Source organism: Rhizobium sp. AAP43, assembly GCF_001296045.1.
In the GTDB taxonomy this organism is placed as follows: domain Bacteria; phylum Pseudomonadota; class Alphaproteobacteria; order Rhizobiales; family Rhizobiaceae; genus Allorhizobium.
The window spans coordinates 18,724-35,559 of sequence record NZ_LJHS01000060.1; the positions used below are offsets into that span (position 1 = coordinate 18,724).

General features: G+C 61.7%; 14 protein-coding genes. 6 read left to right on the forward strand and 8 right to left on the reverse strand.

Translation table 11 applies throughout. The features are described from left to right. The first annotated feature begins 191 nt into the window (after positions 1-191). The 6 genes from IP76_RS21425 to IP76_RS21450 all read left to right on the forward strand — a co-directional run bounded on the left by IP76_RS21425 (position 192) and on the right by IP76_RS21450 (position 7,055). Positions 192-1,067, forward strand: a complete 876-nt coding sequence (locus IP76_RS21425; protein ID WP_054160273.1) for a DMT family transporter — start codon at positions 192-194, stop codon at positions 1,065-1,067. Between the two features lie 23 nt (positions 1,068-1,090). Then, positions 1,091-2,590, forward strand: coding sequence for an ABC transporter substrate-binding protein (locus IP76_RS21430; RefSeq protein WP_054160274.1), 1,500 nt, complete (start codon positions 1,091-1,093; stop codon positions 2,588-2,590). Between the two features lie 84 nt (positions 2,591-2,674). Then, positions 2,675-3,589 carry an ABC transporter permease gene (locus IP76_RS21435; RefSeq protein ID WP_054160275.1) on the forward strand — a complete coding sequence of 305 codons (915 nt, stop codon included), beginning with the start codon at positions 2,675-2,677 and terminating at the stop codon, positions 3,587-3,589. A gap of 10 nt (positions 3,590-3,599) precedes the next feature. Further along, on the forward strand, positions 3,600-4,523 hold the full coding sequence (locus tag IP76_RS21440) for an ABC transporter permease (RefSeq protein ID WP_054160276.1): 924 nt from the start codon (positions 3,600-3,602) through the stop codon (positions 4,521-4,523). Continuing rightward, complete coding sequence (locus tag IP76_RS21445) at positions 4,516-6,135, forward strand: ABC transporter ATP-binding protein (protein ID WP_054160277.1); 1,620 nt, start codon at positions 4,516-4,518, stop codon at positions 6,133-6,135. Before IP76_RS21440 ends, IP76_RS21445 begins: the two co-directional genes overlap by 8 nt. A 29-nt stretch (positions 6,136-6,164) precedes the next feature. Beyond that, on the forward strand, positions 6,165-7,055 hold the full coding sequence (locus IP76_RS21450) for a dihydrodipicolinate synthase family protein (RefSeq protein WP_054160278.1): 891 nt from the start codon (positions 6,165-6,167) through the stop codon (positions 7,053-7,055). 101 nt (positions 7,056-7,156) lie between these two features. Here IP76_RS21450 and IP76_RS21455 read toward each other — a convergent pair whose 3' ends face one another. From IP76_RS21455 to IP76_RS21490, 8 genes are all read right to left on the reverse strand, one after another. Further along, positions 7,157-8,836, reverse strand: a complete 1,680-nt coding sequence (locus tag IP76_RS21455; protein ID WP_054160279.1) for an ABC transporter ATP-binding protein — start codon at positions 8,834-8,836, stop codon at positions 7,157-7,159. After that, a complete protein-coding gene (locus tag IP76_RS21460) occupies positions 8,833-9,777 on the reverse strand; it encodes an acetamidase/formamidase family protein (protein ID WP_054160280.1) in 945 nt (314 codons plus the stop codon). Before IP76_RS21460 ends, IP76_RS21455 begins: the two co-directional genes overlap by 4 nt. Before the next feature lie 71 nt (positions 9,778-9,848). Next, positions 9,849-11,468: an ABC transporter substrate-binding protein gene (locus tag IP76_RS21465; protein ID WP_054160281.1), complete on the reverse strand. Its 1,620-nt coding sequence runs from the start codon at positions 11,466-11,468 to the stop codon at positions 9,849-9,851. Positions 11,469-11,486: 18 nt separating this feature from the next. Beyond that, on the reverse strand, positions 11,487-12,407 hold the full coding sequence (locus IP76_RS21470; RefSeq protein ID WP_054160282.1) for an ABC transporter permease: 921 nt from the start codon (positions 12,405-12,407) through the stop codon (positions 11,487-11,489). Then, positions 12,407-13,255 carry an ABC transporter permease gene (locus IP76_RS21475; RefSeq protein ID WP_054160283.1) on the reverse strand — a complete coding sequence of 283 codons (849 nt, stop codon included), beginning with the start codon at positions 13,253-13,255 and terminating at the stop codon, positions 12,407-12,409. The genes IP76_RS21470 and IP76_RS21475 overlap by 1 nt, the downstream gene beginning before the upstream one ends. Continuing rightward, entirely contained in the window at positions 13,255-13,836 is a 582-nt protein-coding gene (locus IP76_RS21480) for an ANTAR domain-containing response regulator (protein WP_054160314.1), read from the reverse strand. The genes IP76_RS21475 and IP76_RS21480 overlap by 1 nt, the downstream gene beginning before the upstream one ends. A gap of 2 nt (positions 13,837-13,838) precedes the next feature. Beyond that, positions 13,839-14,972, reverse strand: coding sequence for a transporter substrate-binding protein (locus tag IP76_RS21485; RefSeq protein WP_054160284.1), 1,134 nt, complete (start codon positions 14,970-14,972; stop codon positions 13,839-13,841). A 237-nt stretch (positions 14,973-15,209) separates the two neighbouring features. Next, a complete protein-coding gene (locus IP76_RS21490; RefSeq protein WP_054160285.1) occupies positions 15,210-16,796 on the reverse strand; it encodes an FGGY-family carbohydrate kinase in 1,587 nt (528 codons plus the stop codon). Positions 16,797-16,836: the final 40 nt, after the last annotated feature.

Genomic DNA, 16,836 nt, shown 5'->3' on the forward strand with positions numbered 1-16,836 from the left:
GTTGTCAAGTTTATTTATGTTGTAAAATCGTGTTGATCGATTTTTTGAATCATTTAAGTGTCGAAAAAATATGAAGAAAATAAATTTGCTACCGAGAAGATAATTTTACATTCCGAAATGATTTGACAAAGATTGGTGGAAGTTGGATGGTTTGGGCATGTTGACGGGGAGGCCGTCACCGGGAGGATTTCATGCAGGAGCAGGGAAGGCGCGAGCGAGTGAGCGCGGCAGTCTTGTTTGCCACGGGGGCGGCGGCCCTTGCCGCATCCGACGCCGTGATCGTTCGTGTCCTGGATGGCGCCGTGCATCCTTTCGTGATCGCTTTCTTTCGCGCCCTGTTCGGCGTGGTCGTGCTGCTGCCGTGGCTCGCTATTCGCCCCTCAATACTGCAGTCGACCCATTCGATGAGGCAGCATGCGGTGCGGGCTCTGTTCAAGCTTTTTGCCATGGTCGCCTTCTTTGCGGCCTTCAGCATGGGGCCGCTCGCGGATGTGACGGCGATCGCCTTCATGTCGCCGATTTTTGTGGTCCTCGGCGCGGCGATCCTGCTCGGCGAGCGGCCGGGGCTTCGGATGATTGCGGCTGCGATGATTGGTTTTGGCGGTGCGATCACGATCGTCGGGCTGTCCGCGACGGGGCTGACGCTCGCCGTTGCGCTGGCATTTGTCGGCGCGCTGCTACAGGCCGGCATCCAGTTGATCCTCAAGTCGATGTCGCGTGGTGATGCGACCTCGACGCTGGTGGCCTGGAACCTGATCCTGACGGTGCCGATATCGCTCGTTCTCGCCTTGCCTTTCTGGACCATGCCGGGAAATCGCGAACTCGTGCTTCTCGCCCTTCAGGGCGTGATCGGCACAAGCTGCATGGGGCTGATGACGCATGCCATGTCGCTGGCGCCGGCAAGCGTCGTGGCGCCAGTGGACTTCCTGCGGCTGCCGCTCGTGGCGCTGGGTGGGCTTGCGCTGTTCAACGAAACCATTGCGTTGACCACGGTAGTCGGCGCCGGACTGATCTGCATTGCGGCGCTCATCGCTGCGCGCTCGCAAGGCATGAAGACTTCGCACTGAATTAATCTGGGAGGAGAATGAACATGAGAAAGACTGCTCTGCTTTGTGCTTTGGTCATGGGTACGGCCTTGTCGCCGGCCTATGCCGGATCTGGACCAATCAAGGTTGTTCTGGCTGAAGAGGCCGATCTGCTCGAGCCTTGCATGGCCACGCGCTCGAATATCGGCCGCATCATCATGGGCAATGTCAGCGAGACGCTGACGGAACTCGACGTGCAGGGCGACAAGGGCGTCATGCCCCGCCTGGCGGAAAAATGGGAGCAGAATGCCGATGGCAGCTGGCGTTTCCACCTGCGTCAGGGCGTCAAGTTTTCCGATGGCACGACTTTTGATGCGAAAGACGTGAAGCACAGCTTCGAACGCATCATGAGCGACAAGAACACCTGCGAATCCCGTCGCTATTTCGGCGGCATGACCGTCACGCCGACGATCGTCGACGACAATACGGTCGACTTCAAGGTCGATCCCGTTCAGCCGATCCTGCCGCTGCTGATGACACTCGTGACCATGGTTCCGGAAGAAACGCCTCTGGAATTCATCCGCGAACCGGTTGGTACCGGCCCTTACAAACTGACCAACTGGACGCCCGGCCAGCAGATCGTTCTGTCCAGCCGTGACGATTACTGGGGTGAGAAGCCGGAAGTCACCGAGGCGACCTACCTGTTCCGCGCCGATCCTTCGGTTCGTGCGGCCATGGTTGCTGCCGGCGAAGCCGATCTGTCTCCGTCGATCTCGCAGCTTGAGGCCACCAATCCGGCAACGGATTTCTCCTATCTGGACAGCGAAACCGTCTATCTGCGTATCGACCACAACATCGAGCCGCTGAACGACGTCCGCATCCGTCGTGCACTTAACCTTGCCATCGATCGCCAGGCCTTCCTCGGCACGCTGGTTCCCGACAGTGCATTGCTCGCTACCGCCATCGTTCCCCCGCCAACCCTCGGCTGGAACCCTGATGTCAAGGTTTTCCCTTATGATCCGGAAGGCGCAAAGAAGCTGATCGAAGAAGCCAAGGCTGATGGCGTGAAGGTTGAGACGCCGATCACCATCATCGCGCGCTCGGCCAACTTCCCGAACGTCACTGAGATCATGGAAGCCATCCAGCAGCAGCTGCAGGAAGTGGGCCTCAAGGTCGAGCTGAAGTTCGTCGAAGTCGCCGAGCACGAACAGTACTACTCGAAGCCCTTCGCGGAAGGTCGCGGGCCCCAGATCGTCGCTGCCATGCACGACAATTCCAAGGGTGATCCGTCCTTCTCGATGTTCTTCAAATATGCGACCGAAGGCACCCAGTCCGGCTTCTCCGATCCCAAGGTCGACGACCTGATCAAGCGCGCCTCTGCCGCCGTCGGCGAGGAACGTGCCAAGCTCTGGTCCGAAGTGATCGCCTATCTGCATGACGACGTGGTCGCAGATGTGCTTCTCTTCCACATGGTCGGCTTCTCGCGCGTCTCCGAACGTCTGGACTTCAAGCCTACGATGGCGACGAATTCCATGCTTCAGCTGTCGGGTATCAAGATCAAGTAAGTGACAGGCGGCGCCCCGCCGCCTGATCCGATGCCAAGTCATGCGGCGGGATGATCCCGCCGCACCGTTTCTTTCGAGGGTGCCATGCTGAGCTTCATCCGAAAACGTGCCGTGGCCAGTCTGATCTCGCTGATCGGACTGATCGTCATGGTCTTTTTCCTCTCCCGCCTGACCGGTGATCCGGCAGCGCTCTTCCTGCCGGTCGAGGCTTCGGAGGAGATGAAGAACCAGTTCCGCGAACTCCACGGTCTGAACGATCCGCTGATGGTGCAGTTCGGCCGTTATGTTGGCGATGTGGTCACTGGCGATCTCGGGGAATCGCTGCGCAAGGCGCGGCCGTCCCTCGACGTCGTTCTCGAAGCCTTTGTCTGGACCCTGTGGCTGGCCGTGATCACGATGACCTTGGTCACGGGCGCAGCGATCGTCGTCGGTTCCCTGGCCGCCTTTCGTGCCGGTGGCTTCTTCGACCGTTTCTCATCGATCGTTTCCCTGGTCGGCGCCTCGGTTCCCGACTTCTGGCTGGCAATCGTCGCAATCGTCCTTTTTTCCGTCAACCTTGCCTGGCTGCCAACCTCCGGCACGGGATCGATCTGGCACTGGATCCTGCCAATCGGCGTCCTGTTCGTCCGGCCCTTCGGCATCATCGTCCAGGTTGTGCGCGGGTCGATGATCACGGCCCTGTCCTCTGCCTATGTGAAGACGGCCCGCGCCAAGGGCGTGAAGTCGACGCCGATCATCTTCATCCATGCGCTGCGCAACGCCATGCTGCCGGTCATCACCGTGATCGGTGATCAGGCTGCAAGCCTGTTGAACGGTGCCGTGATCATCGAGACGATTTTCGGTTTTCCCGGCGTCGGCAAGCTGATGATCGATTCCATCCTGCAGCGCGACTTCAATGTCGTTCTGGCAGCGATCCTGGTCACGGCGCTGGCGATCTTCCTGATGAACCTGTTGATCGACCTTGCCTACGCGCTTCTCGATCCCCGTATCCGGCATTGAGGAGGGAACCATGACTCTGGAAAATTCCACCGCCGTCCTCACTGAGGAGCCGCCCTTTTACCTGCGCATGTTCCGCATGCTGCTGGCCGACAAATTCGCTCTCTGTGCGGCATTCTTTCTCCTGGTCATCCTCGCTCTGGCCGTGATCGGACCAAGCTGGTTGGGTGATCTTGCGACCAAGCAGAACCTGCGTGGCCGCAACATGGCGCCCTTCGATTTCGAAAAGGCATGGGTCTGGTGGATGGGCGCCGACGCGCTCGGCCGCCCGCTGCTCGCCCGCATCATCGTCGCAACCCAGAACACGATCATGGTCGCCGCCGGCGCGGTGCTGATCTCCTCCGTGGTTGGAACCGTGCTCGGCCTGATCGCCGGCTTCTCGTCGCCGCGCGTCAACCAGACGATCATGCGCCTTGCGGACGTGATCATGTCCTTCCCGTCGCTACTGATCGCCGTCATCGTTCTCTATATTCTTGGTTCGTCCATCCTGAACCTCATGCTGGTTCTGGCGATCACCCGCATTCCGGTCTATCTCAGAACCACCCGCGCGGAGGTTCTGGAAATCCGTGAACGCATGTTCGTCCAGGCCGCCCGCGTCATGGGCGCGTCCAGCAAGCGCATCCTGTTCCGGCACATCCTGCCGGTGGTCCTCCCGACCCTCACCACGCTCGCAACGCTCGACTTTGCCTATGTCATGCTGGCCGAAAGCGCCTTGTCGTTCCTCGGAATCGGTATCCAGCCGCCGGAAATCACCTGGGGCCTGATGATCAGCCAGGGACGTCAGTATCTGACCAATGCCTGGTGGCTGTCCTTCTGGCCGGGGCTCGCGATCATCCTCACGACCATGTCGCTGAACCTCCTGTCGAACTGGATGCGCATCGCACTCGACCCAGTGCAGCGCTGGCGCCTCGAAATGAAAGGGGCCAAGAATGGCTGACCATCTCCTCGAAGTCAGGAACCTCTCGGTCGAGTTCCATACCGCAGTTGGCGTGGTAAAGGCGGTGCGCGACATCTCCTATCATCTCGACCGTGGTGAGACGCTCGCCATCCTTGGCGAGAGTGGCTCCGGCAAGTCGGTGTCGTCGGCTGCGATCATGAACCTGATCGACATGCCGCCGGGCCGCATCAGTTCTGGCGAGATCCTGCTCGACGGCGTCGACCTCCTGACCATGCCGTCGGCTAAGCGCCGGGAAATCAATGGCCGCCGCGTCGCAATGATCTTCCAAGATCCGCTCAGCCATCTCAATCCGGTCTATACGGTCGGCTGGCAGATCCGCGAAGCTTTGACCACGCATGGCACGGATGGATCAAAGGCGCAGGCCGAAGCCTTGCGGCTTCTCGGACGCGTCGGCATTCCCGATCCCGCGCATGCGCTGGACAAGTATCCGCATGAATTCTCCGGCGGCCAGCGCCAGCGCGTGATGATCGCCATGGCGCTTGCACTGCGGCCCGATCTCCTGATTGCCGACGAACCGACCACGGCGCTCGATGTGACCGTGCAGGCGGAAGTCCTTGCACTCCTCAAGGAGCTGCAGCAGGAAACCGGCATGGCGGTTCTGATCATCACGCACGATCTCGGCGTCGTCGCCGAGATCGCGGACCGTGTCGTGGTGATGGAAAAGGGTGTCCTGGTCGAGGCCGGGACCGTCCGCGAGGTCTACAAGAACCCGCAGCATCCCTATACGAGAAAGCTGATTGCCGCCGCTCCCGGCAAGGGGGCGATGCACGAACCGTTGCGAGGCGCGGAACCGGTGCTCAGCGTCAGGGACGTGCGCAAGAATTACGGTGCCTTCGCAGCCCTAAAAGGTGTCTCGTTTGATCTGCTGGCAGGCGAAACACTGGCCGTCGTTGGCGAAAGCGGCTCGGGCAAGTCGACGCTCGCCCGCATTCTGCTGCGCCTTGACGAACCGGATACCGGCCAGGCTTTCTGGAAGGGACGCGATCTCTTTGCGCTGTCCCCGGCTGAACTCTACAAGCTGCGCCGGGACTTGCAGATGGTCTTCCAGGATCCCACCCAGTCGCGTAACCCGCGCATGACCGTGTACCAGCTGATCTCCGAGGCCTGGGTCATCCATCCGGATATCCTGCCAAAGGCGAAGTGGCGCGCGCGGGTGGCCGAGCTCCTGACCCAGGTTGGTCTTGGGCCGGAGCATATGGGCCGTTATCCGCACCAGTTTTCCGGCGGCCAGCGTCAGCGCATCGCGATTGCCCGGGCGCTCGCGCTCGAGCCGCAACTTATCATCTGCGACGAGGCCGTTTCGGCGCTGGATGTGTCGGTCCAGGCCCAGGTCATAGCGCTTCTCGATAAGCTGCGCCAGGAAATGGGCATTGCCTTCATTTTCATTGCCCATGACCTGCCGGTGGTTCGTGATTTCGCCGACCATGTCATGGTCATGCAACAGGGCGAAATCGTCGAACTGGGCACTGTCCGGGAGATCTTCGAAACCCCACGCCAGGCCTATACGCAGGCACTGCTCGCCGCCGGCCTCGATCCCGATCCGGATGTGCAGGCGCGACACCGCGCTGCCCGGCTCAGAAGCGCATCGTAAGCGCGCCCACACACTGGAGAAAGACCACCATGTCGAAAAAGGCCTTCGTCGCGCTCGTCACCTGTTTCAACGAGGACGAGACAATCAACTACGAAGCCACCCGCGCGCAGGTGCGCCGCCAGGTGGAGGCCGGCAACAACATCATGTGTGCCGGCACCAATGGCGATTTTTCGGCGCTGACCTTTGAGGAAAAGGTGTCTTTGGCCGAGGCTGTGGTGGATGAGGTCGGTGGCCGCGTCGACGTGATCGTCAATGCCGGCATGCCGGCGACCTTCGAGACGGTGAAACTTGCCCGCGAATTCGACCGGATCGGGGTAACCGCGATTGCGGTGATCACGCCCTTCTTCATCGCCTGCACGCAGGACGGCCTGATCCGGCATTTCTCGACGGTCGCGGATGCGGTCCAGACGCCGATCTACCTCTACGACATTCCGGCGCGCACTCAGAACCATATTGAGCCCGACACGGCGCGAAAGCTCGCGTCGCACGGAAATATCGCCGGTATCAAGGATTCCGGCGGGGCCAAGGAAACGCTCGAAGCCTATCTGGCCGTCGCTCGCGACATGCCTGGTTTCGATGTCTATTCGGGCCCCGACCACCTCGTGCTCTGGGCATTGCAGAATGGCGCGGCCGGCTGCATTTCAGGCCTCGGCAATGCCCTGCCCAAGGTTTTGGCCGGCATCCTGAACGGGGTCAATTCTGGTGATCTGGCGCAGGCCGAGCGCCAGCAGGACATCTTCACCGCCTTCCGCACGGATCTCTATGCGCTGGGCTTTGCCCCGGCCATGGTCAAGCGTGCGCTCTACATGCAGGACCCCAGCGTTGGTGCCAGCCGCCAGCCGGCCTTGCTGCCCGACCCCGCGCAGGATGCGAAGATCGCCGAAATTTTGGAACGTTATGGCCTGCCGTTGTATGCGTAAGGTGGCTGCTTTCTGATCAGGAAAGATGCCGGTCCCACAGGGGCCGGCATTGCCTTGTTGTCTCCCAGTACGGCAATCGCGAATGGTCTTTGCCCGAATCCTTACGAGGCGAGCCGGCGGTAGTGCCTTGGATCAGGGATCGGTACGGCCGCCATGAGCCCTTGAGTATAGGCGTGCTGCGGGTTCTCGAAGACCTCTCGCCGGGTCCCAAATTCAACGATCCGGCCACCCTGCATCACCGCCACCTGGTGCGACATCTTCTCGATCACCGCCATGTCATGCGAAACGAACAGGTAGGCCAGGCCCATCTGTTCCTGCAGTTCAAGCATCAGATCAAGGACCTGGGCTTTCACCGAGACATCGAGTGCTGCGACGCTTTCGTCTGCCACGATCAGCTTGGGTTCCAGCGTCAGCGCGCGGGCGATGCAGATCCGCTGGCGCTGGCCGCCGGAGAACTCATGCGGGTAGCGTTTGGCGGCATCCGGCGTCAGGCCGACCCGCCTGAGCAGGGTCGCCACACGGTCGTCGCGTTCGGAGGGGTTGCCTACACCGTGGATCACCAGCGGTTCTGCGATGGCCGCGCCCACGCTCATGCGGGGGTCGAGCGAGGCATAGGGATCCTGGAAGATCATCTGGGCCAGTCGGCGCACGGGCCGCATCTGCCGGTGCGAAAGATGGGAGATGTCCTGGCCGGCGATCTTCACGGAGCCGCCGAAGGGCACGAGCCCGAGTACGGCTTTTCCGGTAGTCGACTTGCCTGAGCCGGATTCGCCCACCAGCCCGAGTGTCTGGCCGGCTGGAATGACGAAGGCGATATCCTCGACGGTTGGCTTTGGCTGCGGACCACGGGAAAACAAGCCCTGCTTCTTCCCGTAGGTCACGGTAAGGCCACTCACCTCCAGTGCGGGACCCGCCTTGACCGCAAGTGGGGCATCCGAGACCCGCGGCGGCATGTCCGTGCCGGCATGAGCGCCAAGACGCGGGACGGCGGCGAGAAGCGCGCGCGTATAGGCGTCGCGCGGGGCTTCGAAGAGGGGGATGGCGTCATTCTGCTCGACGATACGGCCGTGGCGCATCACAGCCACGCGGTCGGCCATTTCCGCCACCACGCCCATATCGTGGGTAATCATCAGTACAGAGGTGTTGAACTCTGCCCGCAGGTCGCGGATGAGATCGAGGATCTGGGCCTGCACGGTCACATCGAGGGCGGTCGTCGGTTCATCGGCGATCAGCACCTTCGGTCGGCAGCAAAGTGCCATGGCGATCATCACGCGCTGACGCATGCCGCCGGACAGTTCATGCGGATACTGCTTCAATCGACGCGCGGCATCGTTGATGTGCACGGCGTCGAGCATGCGCCGCGCGGCGGCTTCAGCTCCCTCCTCGGATGCCTTCTGGTGTTCCCGAACCGTCTCGATGAGTTGCGCACCGATGGTCATCACCGGGTTCAGGGAGGTCATGGGTTCCTGGAAGATCATCGCGACATCGCCTCCCCGCATCTGGCGCATGCGGGTTGGCGAGAGCGTCAGCAGGTTTGTGTCATCGAGCAGGATTTCGCCTGACGCCACCTTGAGGCTCGCTTTTTGCAGGAGCCCCATGATCGCAAGCGACGTCACCGACTTGCCAGAGCCGGACTCGCCGGCAAGGCAAAGGGTTTCACCCTGGCGGAGGTCGAAGGTGATGTCGTCGAGCACGCGCCGCAGGCCATCCGGCGTGCGCGCGTCGACGCATAGACCCTTCACCTGCAGCAAAGGCCGATTGTTTGACTTGGGAGGGGTCAAGCCAGCACCAGACGCGGGAAATAGAAGGAGACGACCCAGTTGGGCATGTCGACGATTTCGCTGATGCGCAGGTCACCGCAAACCGAGCAGAGCATATAGGCATCAACCGGATTCATGCCGTGCTCGGCCGACAGAAGGTCGATCATGCGCATGACGGCTTCGCGGGCGCCAGTCATCAGGTCCGGGCCGATCCCTGTCGTCACCTCGTAGCCGGCACCGTCGAGGTGGCGTGTGACCGGTTCGGTGGTGGTGAAGCGCGGCGATTTGAGATTGGCGCCCTTCACCAGATCGAGTGTCAGTTCGACATTCATCTGGCTTTCGATGGCTGTGCCGCAGACTTCGCCATCGCCCTGTGCGGCGTGGGTGTCACCGACAGAAAAGAGGGCGCCCGTCACTTCGACCGGTAGGTAAAGCGTGACGCCTGCACTGAGGTCGCGGATATCCATATTGCCGCCGACGCGTCGGGGTGGAACGACGGAGTGCAGACCGGGTTCGGCCGGTGCCACGCCAATCGTGCCGGTAAAGGGCTTGAGAGGCACCCGACCGCCGGGGCCGAAGGCAGCCGGCGTCATGGAGACGGCGTCATATTTCCAGATATGCAGGGCCGGATCTTCGAACTGGTCCGCCAAAAGGCCAAAGCCGGGAATATTCGCGGTCCAGCCATGGCCGCTCGGGTGGAATTTGCGGATGGTGACCTTCAGCGCATCGCCGGGTTCAGCGCCTTCCACATAGACGGGGCCGGAGATCGGATTGATCTTGCCGAAGTCGAGATTGGCGAGCGTGTCCAGTGTCGCATCCGGGCCAAGCTGACCGCCGGAGGAATCGAGGCATTCGAACAGGATGGTTTCACCCGGCTTGGCCGTGAGTGCGGGTGGAAAATCCTTGTTCCAGCCGAAATTATGCTGGGCCTTGTGGATGGTATAGGTGCACGCGACGCACATGCTGGTCCCCTTCCGATCTGACGATGTGAGATGCGGGCACGCCGATAAAGGCGTGCCCGACTTGAGCCTGCTTACTGCTTGACGAAGATCGCGTCGTAATTGATGACGCGGGTCGGATCGATGTAGATGTTGTCTTCACCGCCCATGCGGGTCGACTTGGCAACGACGCGACGCTCGTTGATGACCGGAACCCAGGGGGCATCGGCCATGACGTCGGTGAAGATCTTGCTCCAGGCGGCCTGGCGCTCCGTGACCTTGGCCGGATCCGATATGGAGTCAGCTTCGACAGCGCGCTTGTCGAGCGCTTCGTTGCAGTACCAGGACCAGTTCCAGCCGCCCTGGACCGCGCCGCCACAGCCCAGGATCGGACCGTAGAAGTTGGACGGATCCGGGAAGTCGGCGATCCAGGCCATGCCGCCAGACCAGATCATCGGCGCTTCGCCTTCCGTGCCGCCCGCTGCAATGACATTACCCTGGGCAAGGGCGCGCACTTCCGCCTTCACGCCGATGGCGGCGAGATCCTGCTGAACGGCCTGTGCGATACGCGGCTGCGGATCGGTGTTGGTCGAGAAGAGGACCGTTTCGAAACCGTCCGGATAACCGGCTTCGGCCAGCAGGGCTTTGGCCTTTTCGACATCGTAGGCATAGCCGGTGAATGCCTTGTCATAGCCTGGCATCAGCGGCGGCAAGGGCTGGTTGGCAGCGGTTGCGCGGCCGTTGAGGATGCGGGTGATGCGCTCCTTGTTGACGGCCATGTTGATGGCCTGGCGCACCTTCACGTTGTCAAAGGGTTTTACCTTGGTGTTGAGCGTGATGTAGCCAGTGTGCAGCTGTTCGCCATCGACGATCATCTCGGCGCCTTCCGGCGAGTTCTTCACCTCAAGGAACTTGGCCGGCGGAATGCCGTCACCGGCAATGTCGACTTCGCCCTTCTGGAGGCGAAGCAGCGCGACCAGCGGCTCCTGTCCCACCTCGACGCTGAAGGAGTCGATATGCGGCACGTCCTTGACGTAGTAGTCCTTGTTGCGCTCGAAAACGAGCTTCTGGCCAATGGTCCAGTCCTTCAGCACGAAGGTGCCGGAGCCGACCGGCTTCTTGCCGAAATCCCCATCGGCGGCCTCGACCGCTTCTTTCGGCACGACAGAGGCGAAGTTGATCGCCAGCACATGCAGGAAGGTCGCGTCGGGACGCGAGAGCTTGAAGATGACGGTGGAGGCATCCGGCGTCTCGATGCCGCTCAGCACATCGGACGTGCCGCCGGTGAGCGCGTCGAAGCCCTGGATCGCGCCGAAGAAGCCAGCGCCCGGGCCTTGCGTCTTCGGGTTGACCGCGCGCTCGATCGAATATTTCACGTCTGCCGCCACAACCTCGCGGCCATTGGAGAACTTGACGCCGGGTCGGAGCTTGAAGGTGTAGGTGAGGCCATCGGCCGAAACGTCAAAGCTTTCAGCCAGCGAGGGTTCAAGCTCGGCCGTACCGGGCTTGTAGTCCATCAGGCGAGAATAGAGGCTCTTGATCATCGACCAGTTGACCCAGTCATAGCCGATTGCCGGATCGAGCGTGGTGATGTCGTCCTTGTAGGTGACGACGATATCGCCACCCTGGGCGGGGGCGTCCTGCGCCAGCGCCATATAGGGTGCGGCAAACAGCGTCGCTGCTGCCGTGGTTGTCCTGAGCCAGTTCTTCAGCATTGTTGATTCCCCTTTTGCTTATTGAAGACGGATGCGCGGATCGATGGCGGGCGCCAGCATGTCGGCAATGATGTTGCCGATGATGATGGCGAGCGCAGAAACGAGGGTGACGCCCATGATGATCGGGATGTCGACCTGCTGGATGGCCTGCCAGGCGAGCTGGCCAATGCCCGGCCAGCCATAGACCGCCTCGACCACCACCACGCCGCCCATGAACTGGCCGATATCGATGCCAATCATGGCGATGACGGGTAGCATGGCGTTCGGCAGGGCATGGCGCAGAATGACCCGGGTGCTCGACAGTCCCTTGGCGCGGGCGGTGCGGATATAGTCCTGATTGAGCACGTCGATCATGGCCGAGCGGACCATGCGGGCATACCAGCCCGCACCAAGCAGGCCGAGGGTAAGGGCGGGCAGGACAACATGGGCGGCCGTTCCATAGCCACTCATCGGAAACCAGCCCAGCGAGACGGCAAAGACATAGAGCAGCAGCAGCGCCACGACGAATTGGGGTGACGACACGCCGACAAAGGCGGAGGTCATGACCAGCTGATCGAGAAATCCGCCGCGCTTGACGGCAGCAATCATGCCGAGCGCAAGGCCGATGACCACTTCCGTCAGAATGCCTGCTGCCATCAGGGTCAGCGTCGCGGGCAGGCGGGCGGCAATCAGCGTCCAGACTTCGGTTTTCTGGGCATAGGAGCGCCCGAGATCGCCCTGAATCAGGTTGGTCAGATAGTGGAGAAACTGGAAGAGGATCGGCTGATCAAGCCCGAGTTCATGCCGGATATTGGCAACCGTCTGTGCGGTCGCGCTGCGCCCTGCGATCATGCGTGCCGGATCGGCTGGAAGCGCATAGAGGAGCAGGAATGTGATGGCCGCGACACCGAGAAGGATCAGGGCAGATTGAGCGAGCCGTTTGAGGATGAGGAACGCCATCAGCCACGTCCCCGCTGCATGGGATCGAAGATGTCACGCAAGGCATCGCCGACGAGGTTGAAGGAGAGCGAGGTGATCAGGATGATCGCGCCTGGAATGAAGACCAGCCAGGGGGCCGCCTGGAAGTAGCTCTGGCTTTCGAAGATGATATTGCCCCAGGAGGCATCCGGCGGCTGAACGCCGACGCCGAGAAAGGAGAGGGTGGCCTCGAGCAGCACCGTGGTGGCAACGCCAAGTGTGCCCCAGACAATCGCAGTCGGAAAGAGATGCGGCAGCACATGCAGGAACAGGATGCGACTATGCCCAGCCCCGAGCGCGCGCTCGGCAAGGATGAAATCGCGTTCGGCAAGCGCCCGCGTCTCGGTATAGACGATGCGGGCGACCTGAACCCAGTTCACCAGCGCAATGACCATGGCGACGATCAGCAGACTCGGCTTCAGGATCGCGGCAAGCACAATGGCGAGCAGCAATGCGGGAAAGGCCATCATGAGATCGGTGAAGCGCATGAGCAGAGTGCCGATCCAGCCGCGCAGATAACCGGCGGTTACCCCGACAAAAAGGCCGATGGTCACGGCAACGCCATTGGCTGCTAGGCCGATGATGAGCGAGGTCCGGGCGCCGTAAAGCAGGCGGGAGAGGAGATCGCGACCCAGCGTATCGGTACCCAGGAGGAATTGGGCACTCGGCGGAATGGGTGCACCTTCCAAGGTAAGGCCGTCGAACATCTGGTTGTCGGGGCTGTAAGGCGCGATCCAGGGCGCAAACAGCGCAAGCAGGCACACAAGCACGATGACCACGAGGCCGAAAAGTGCAAGTGGCCGACGGCTGATTTCCTTGAGCACGCGCATCAGCCCACCTCCCACAGGGGATCCACGCCGCCGAGGAAGGCGGCCGCGATCTGTTCCATCGGCAACCGGCGTTTCATCGCCGTTGACCGCAGGGCGGCAAAGGCCTGCTCTTCCGTCACCTTTCGCTCGCTTTGCAGCCGGGCGATGGCGGCAAAGACGACCGGCCGCAATCGGAGGCGCTCTTCAAGATGGGCAATCTTCGCCTGAACGGCCAGGCGTTCGGTGTGAATGGACACGGCGAGTACAAGCGCTGGAAAGACGGTGGCAGACGCGACCGGTTTCGGGATGATCGCGCTTGCCCCATGGCGGATGGCCCAAGCAATGCGACCCGGCGCTTCCGAGCCAAGCAGGGCAGCCACGGGGCGTTGGGGTGCCTCGATGCTCCAGGGCAGGAGCGCGTCCCATCCCCGGTCGGCATCGACGATGATGATTTCCGGCAGTTCGGTGGGGGCGAGGGGCTCCCACTGCACATCGACCTGCATGCCGAGGAGCACGAGCTGGCGTTTGAGGCGCTCCACATTGCCGTCTTCTTCGGAGAGGACAGCTGCGCGCCATCCGTTGAAATTAGGTGTCGCCGTCATCATCAAACGACCCTCAGCTTCGGAAGGGAGTGTGGTTTCACGCCGGCCAGATAGGGATCTGCGGCGATCGGCGGTCGCGTGGCAATCACGTCGAAACCATTGGCGGGGTTCACCTTACCCAGCAGGAAAGGAAGGGCGGCGTGATTGGTGGCTGGATCGACGCGCATATCGCCAAACAAGGTCGGCCATGTCCGATCAAGGATCTTCGCGCGGACGTCTACGGGTGTATCATCCCCGATGGCTTCAATCGCTGCAATGCACAGACTGACCGCTGTGAACGCACTGGCAAAGACGCTTGAAACCTGCCGGACCTCGCCGCGCCAGTCGGCAAGCCGCGTCTTGAATTCACGGTTTTCCGGGGTGGCCAGGCTATCGAAATAAGAGGCTGCGCAGAGCTGTCCGACAGCGGCGCCCGCCTGAATTTCGACGAGTTCGCATTCCTGCAGGTCGCAGCTGGCAATCGGGCAGCTGTCCGGCTGGAAATATGGATCACGCGCCGCAAGTTCCGCCATGGCCTTGAGGAAGGCATAGCTCGAAGGGCCGATGAGATTGTTGAGAATGAAGCTCGGGCGCTTTTCGGCAATATCCGCAACGAGACGTTCGACGGCGGTTTCCTCCAGCGGCAGGTAGCGTTCACCGAGGATTGTGCCGCCCTCGTTCTGCACCAGTTCGCGCGCGAGGCGGTTCATTTCCCAACCCCAGACATAGTTGGCGCCGACGAGGTAGGGGCGCTTTCCATGGCGGGGGAAGAGATGCTGGAAGAGCGGGATCAGGTGCTGGTTCGGGCAGCCACCGATATAGAGCACATTCTCATTCGCCTCGAAGCCTTCGTAGGGGCACATATACCAGAGGAGGCCGTCATGCTTTTCAACGAGCGGGATAACTTCCTTGCGCGCAGCCGAGGTGATTGTGCCCACGATATGGCGGCATCCATGATCCCGGATCAGGCTCCGTGCGCCTTCAAGATAGGCGCTGAGCTCGGCATGCGGGTCGAAAAAGACCGGCTCGACATTCCTGCCCCCCGAAGAGGCATAGAGATGAAAGGCGAACTCTGCCGCTTCGCGCGCATCCCGGCCCATCGCGCCATAGGGCCCGGTGGAGGAATAGAGGATGCCGATCTTCGCCGGATGAGGCATTGAAACTCCAAACACGAAAAGACCCACAACGCGATCCCGCGAACGGGGCGTTGTGGGGCGCTGTTGCCCAGAAAATGTGGGTGGTGGATTCGAGGGCGTATTGAGTGCCTAAAATCTAAGCCTGATTAAAATACGGCCATCTGAACTTCGTCAAGTGGAATGTTTGGGCTTGCGTTACCGACGGTTTGTGCCTTCAATTTTTGAGGGTATTTTCGTATCGGTCGCGCGTCCGCCGTTTCAGATCGTGGCCAGCGTCGCACGCAATTCCTGCATCGCCAGAAACCGGCGATAGTCCCGGTCGTATTGGTCCTTCCTTGTGGACAAATTCGGCGGCCGGCTGACGGAGGTCGGGGCCATGGCGCGGCCGGCGTCGGCGAGTGACGTGTAGAGGCCGGCCGCAGTCGCTGCGTTGATGGCTGTCCCGACGAGGACGGCATCGTCAGTCTGGGGGATCGAGACCTCACAGCCAGCGACGTCGCCATAGAGTTCATTCAGCAAGGCGTTTTTGACATGGCCACCGGTCAGGTGGAGGCGGACCGGGCCTGTCTCTCCGGCATGCATGGTCTCAAGCACCTGGCGCAGGCCAAGCGCTATGGCGACGCAGGCGCGCCAGTAGATTCGGCAGAGGCCATCGAAGCTCTGGTCGAGCGTCAGGCCTGTCATCATGCCGGTCAGTTTAGGATCGGCGAAGGGCGAGCGGTTGCCGTGGAAGTCCGGCAGGATATTGATTTCGTCGGCAAATCCCGGGCCATGTGCTGCCAGCATCGCTTGGACACGTTCAATCACGGCGCGGTGGCGCGCAACGCTTGGCTCGCCGCCGGCTGCATGCATGCCGAGAATATGGTTGAGCAGGGCGCCTGTCGCCGATTGCCCCGCTTCGGTGAGCCACGAGCCGGCAAAAACGGCCTCGTTGTAAGGCCCCCAGACGCTGTGGCGAAACAGAGGCTTCGGCGCAAAGGAGACAACGCAGCTGGACGTTCCGCCGATCAGTGCGTAGCGACCGGAGAGCGCCTCGGCTCCGTCTGCCGCATGACGGCCGAGCACGCCGAGCGCGCCGGCATAGGCATCGACCATCCCGGCACCAACGGGAATGCCGGCATCGAGCCCGAAATCCCGTGCCGCGTCTGCGCCGAGCCTGCCAATCGCCTGACCGGCGGGGACGCCGGTATCCGGCAGGGCCGCACGCGTCGCCAGATCCGACAGGCCAATGGCGCTCAGAAAGTCTGTGGGCCAGGGACTGCTGGTGCCGTGCAGGTATCCCCACTTCGAGGTGAGGGTAGACAGCGAACGGGCATTTGAACCCGTGGCACGCCAGGTGAGAAAATCGGCGAGATCGAAGGCCGAGCCAAGGCGTGCCCAGAGATCCGGGCGCTGACGCTTCAGCCACAAGAGCTTCGGGATCTGCATTTCGGGGGACAGCGTGCCGCCTGAATGCTGGATGACGGCGTGCCCTGTGTGTGTGCACTCCTCCGCTTCCGCGATTGCGCGGTGATCGAGCCAGACGATCGTATCGAAGGCCTGCCCATCTTTGGCGGTCAGTGCCAGGGGAGCGCCCAGGGTATCGCGCAGGACCAGCGAGCACGTGGCATCGAAACCAAGGCCGGCAATCCGCGCAGCCGAAAGCCCGGTCGCCTCCAGCGCGCCCTTTACGGCAATGCAGACCGCTGCCCAAATCTGCTCCGACGACTGCTCGGCTATGTCCTCTCCCTCGACATGCATGATGATTGCATGTTCGCTGCGGGCAAGCAGACGTCCGCTGCGATCGACGACGCCGGCGCGTGCGCTGCCCGTCCCGACATCCACCGCAATCACATGGTCGCGCATATTGGCTTGTTTCCGTCCCGGCTCGGTTCTTGTTGGCATT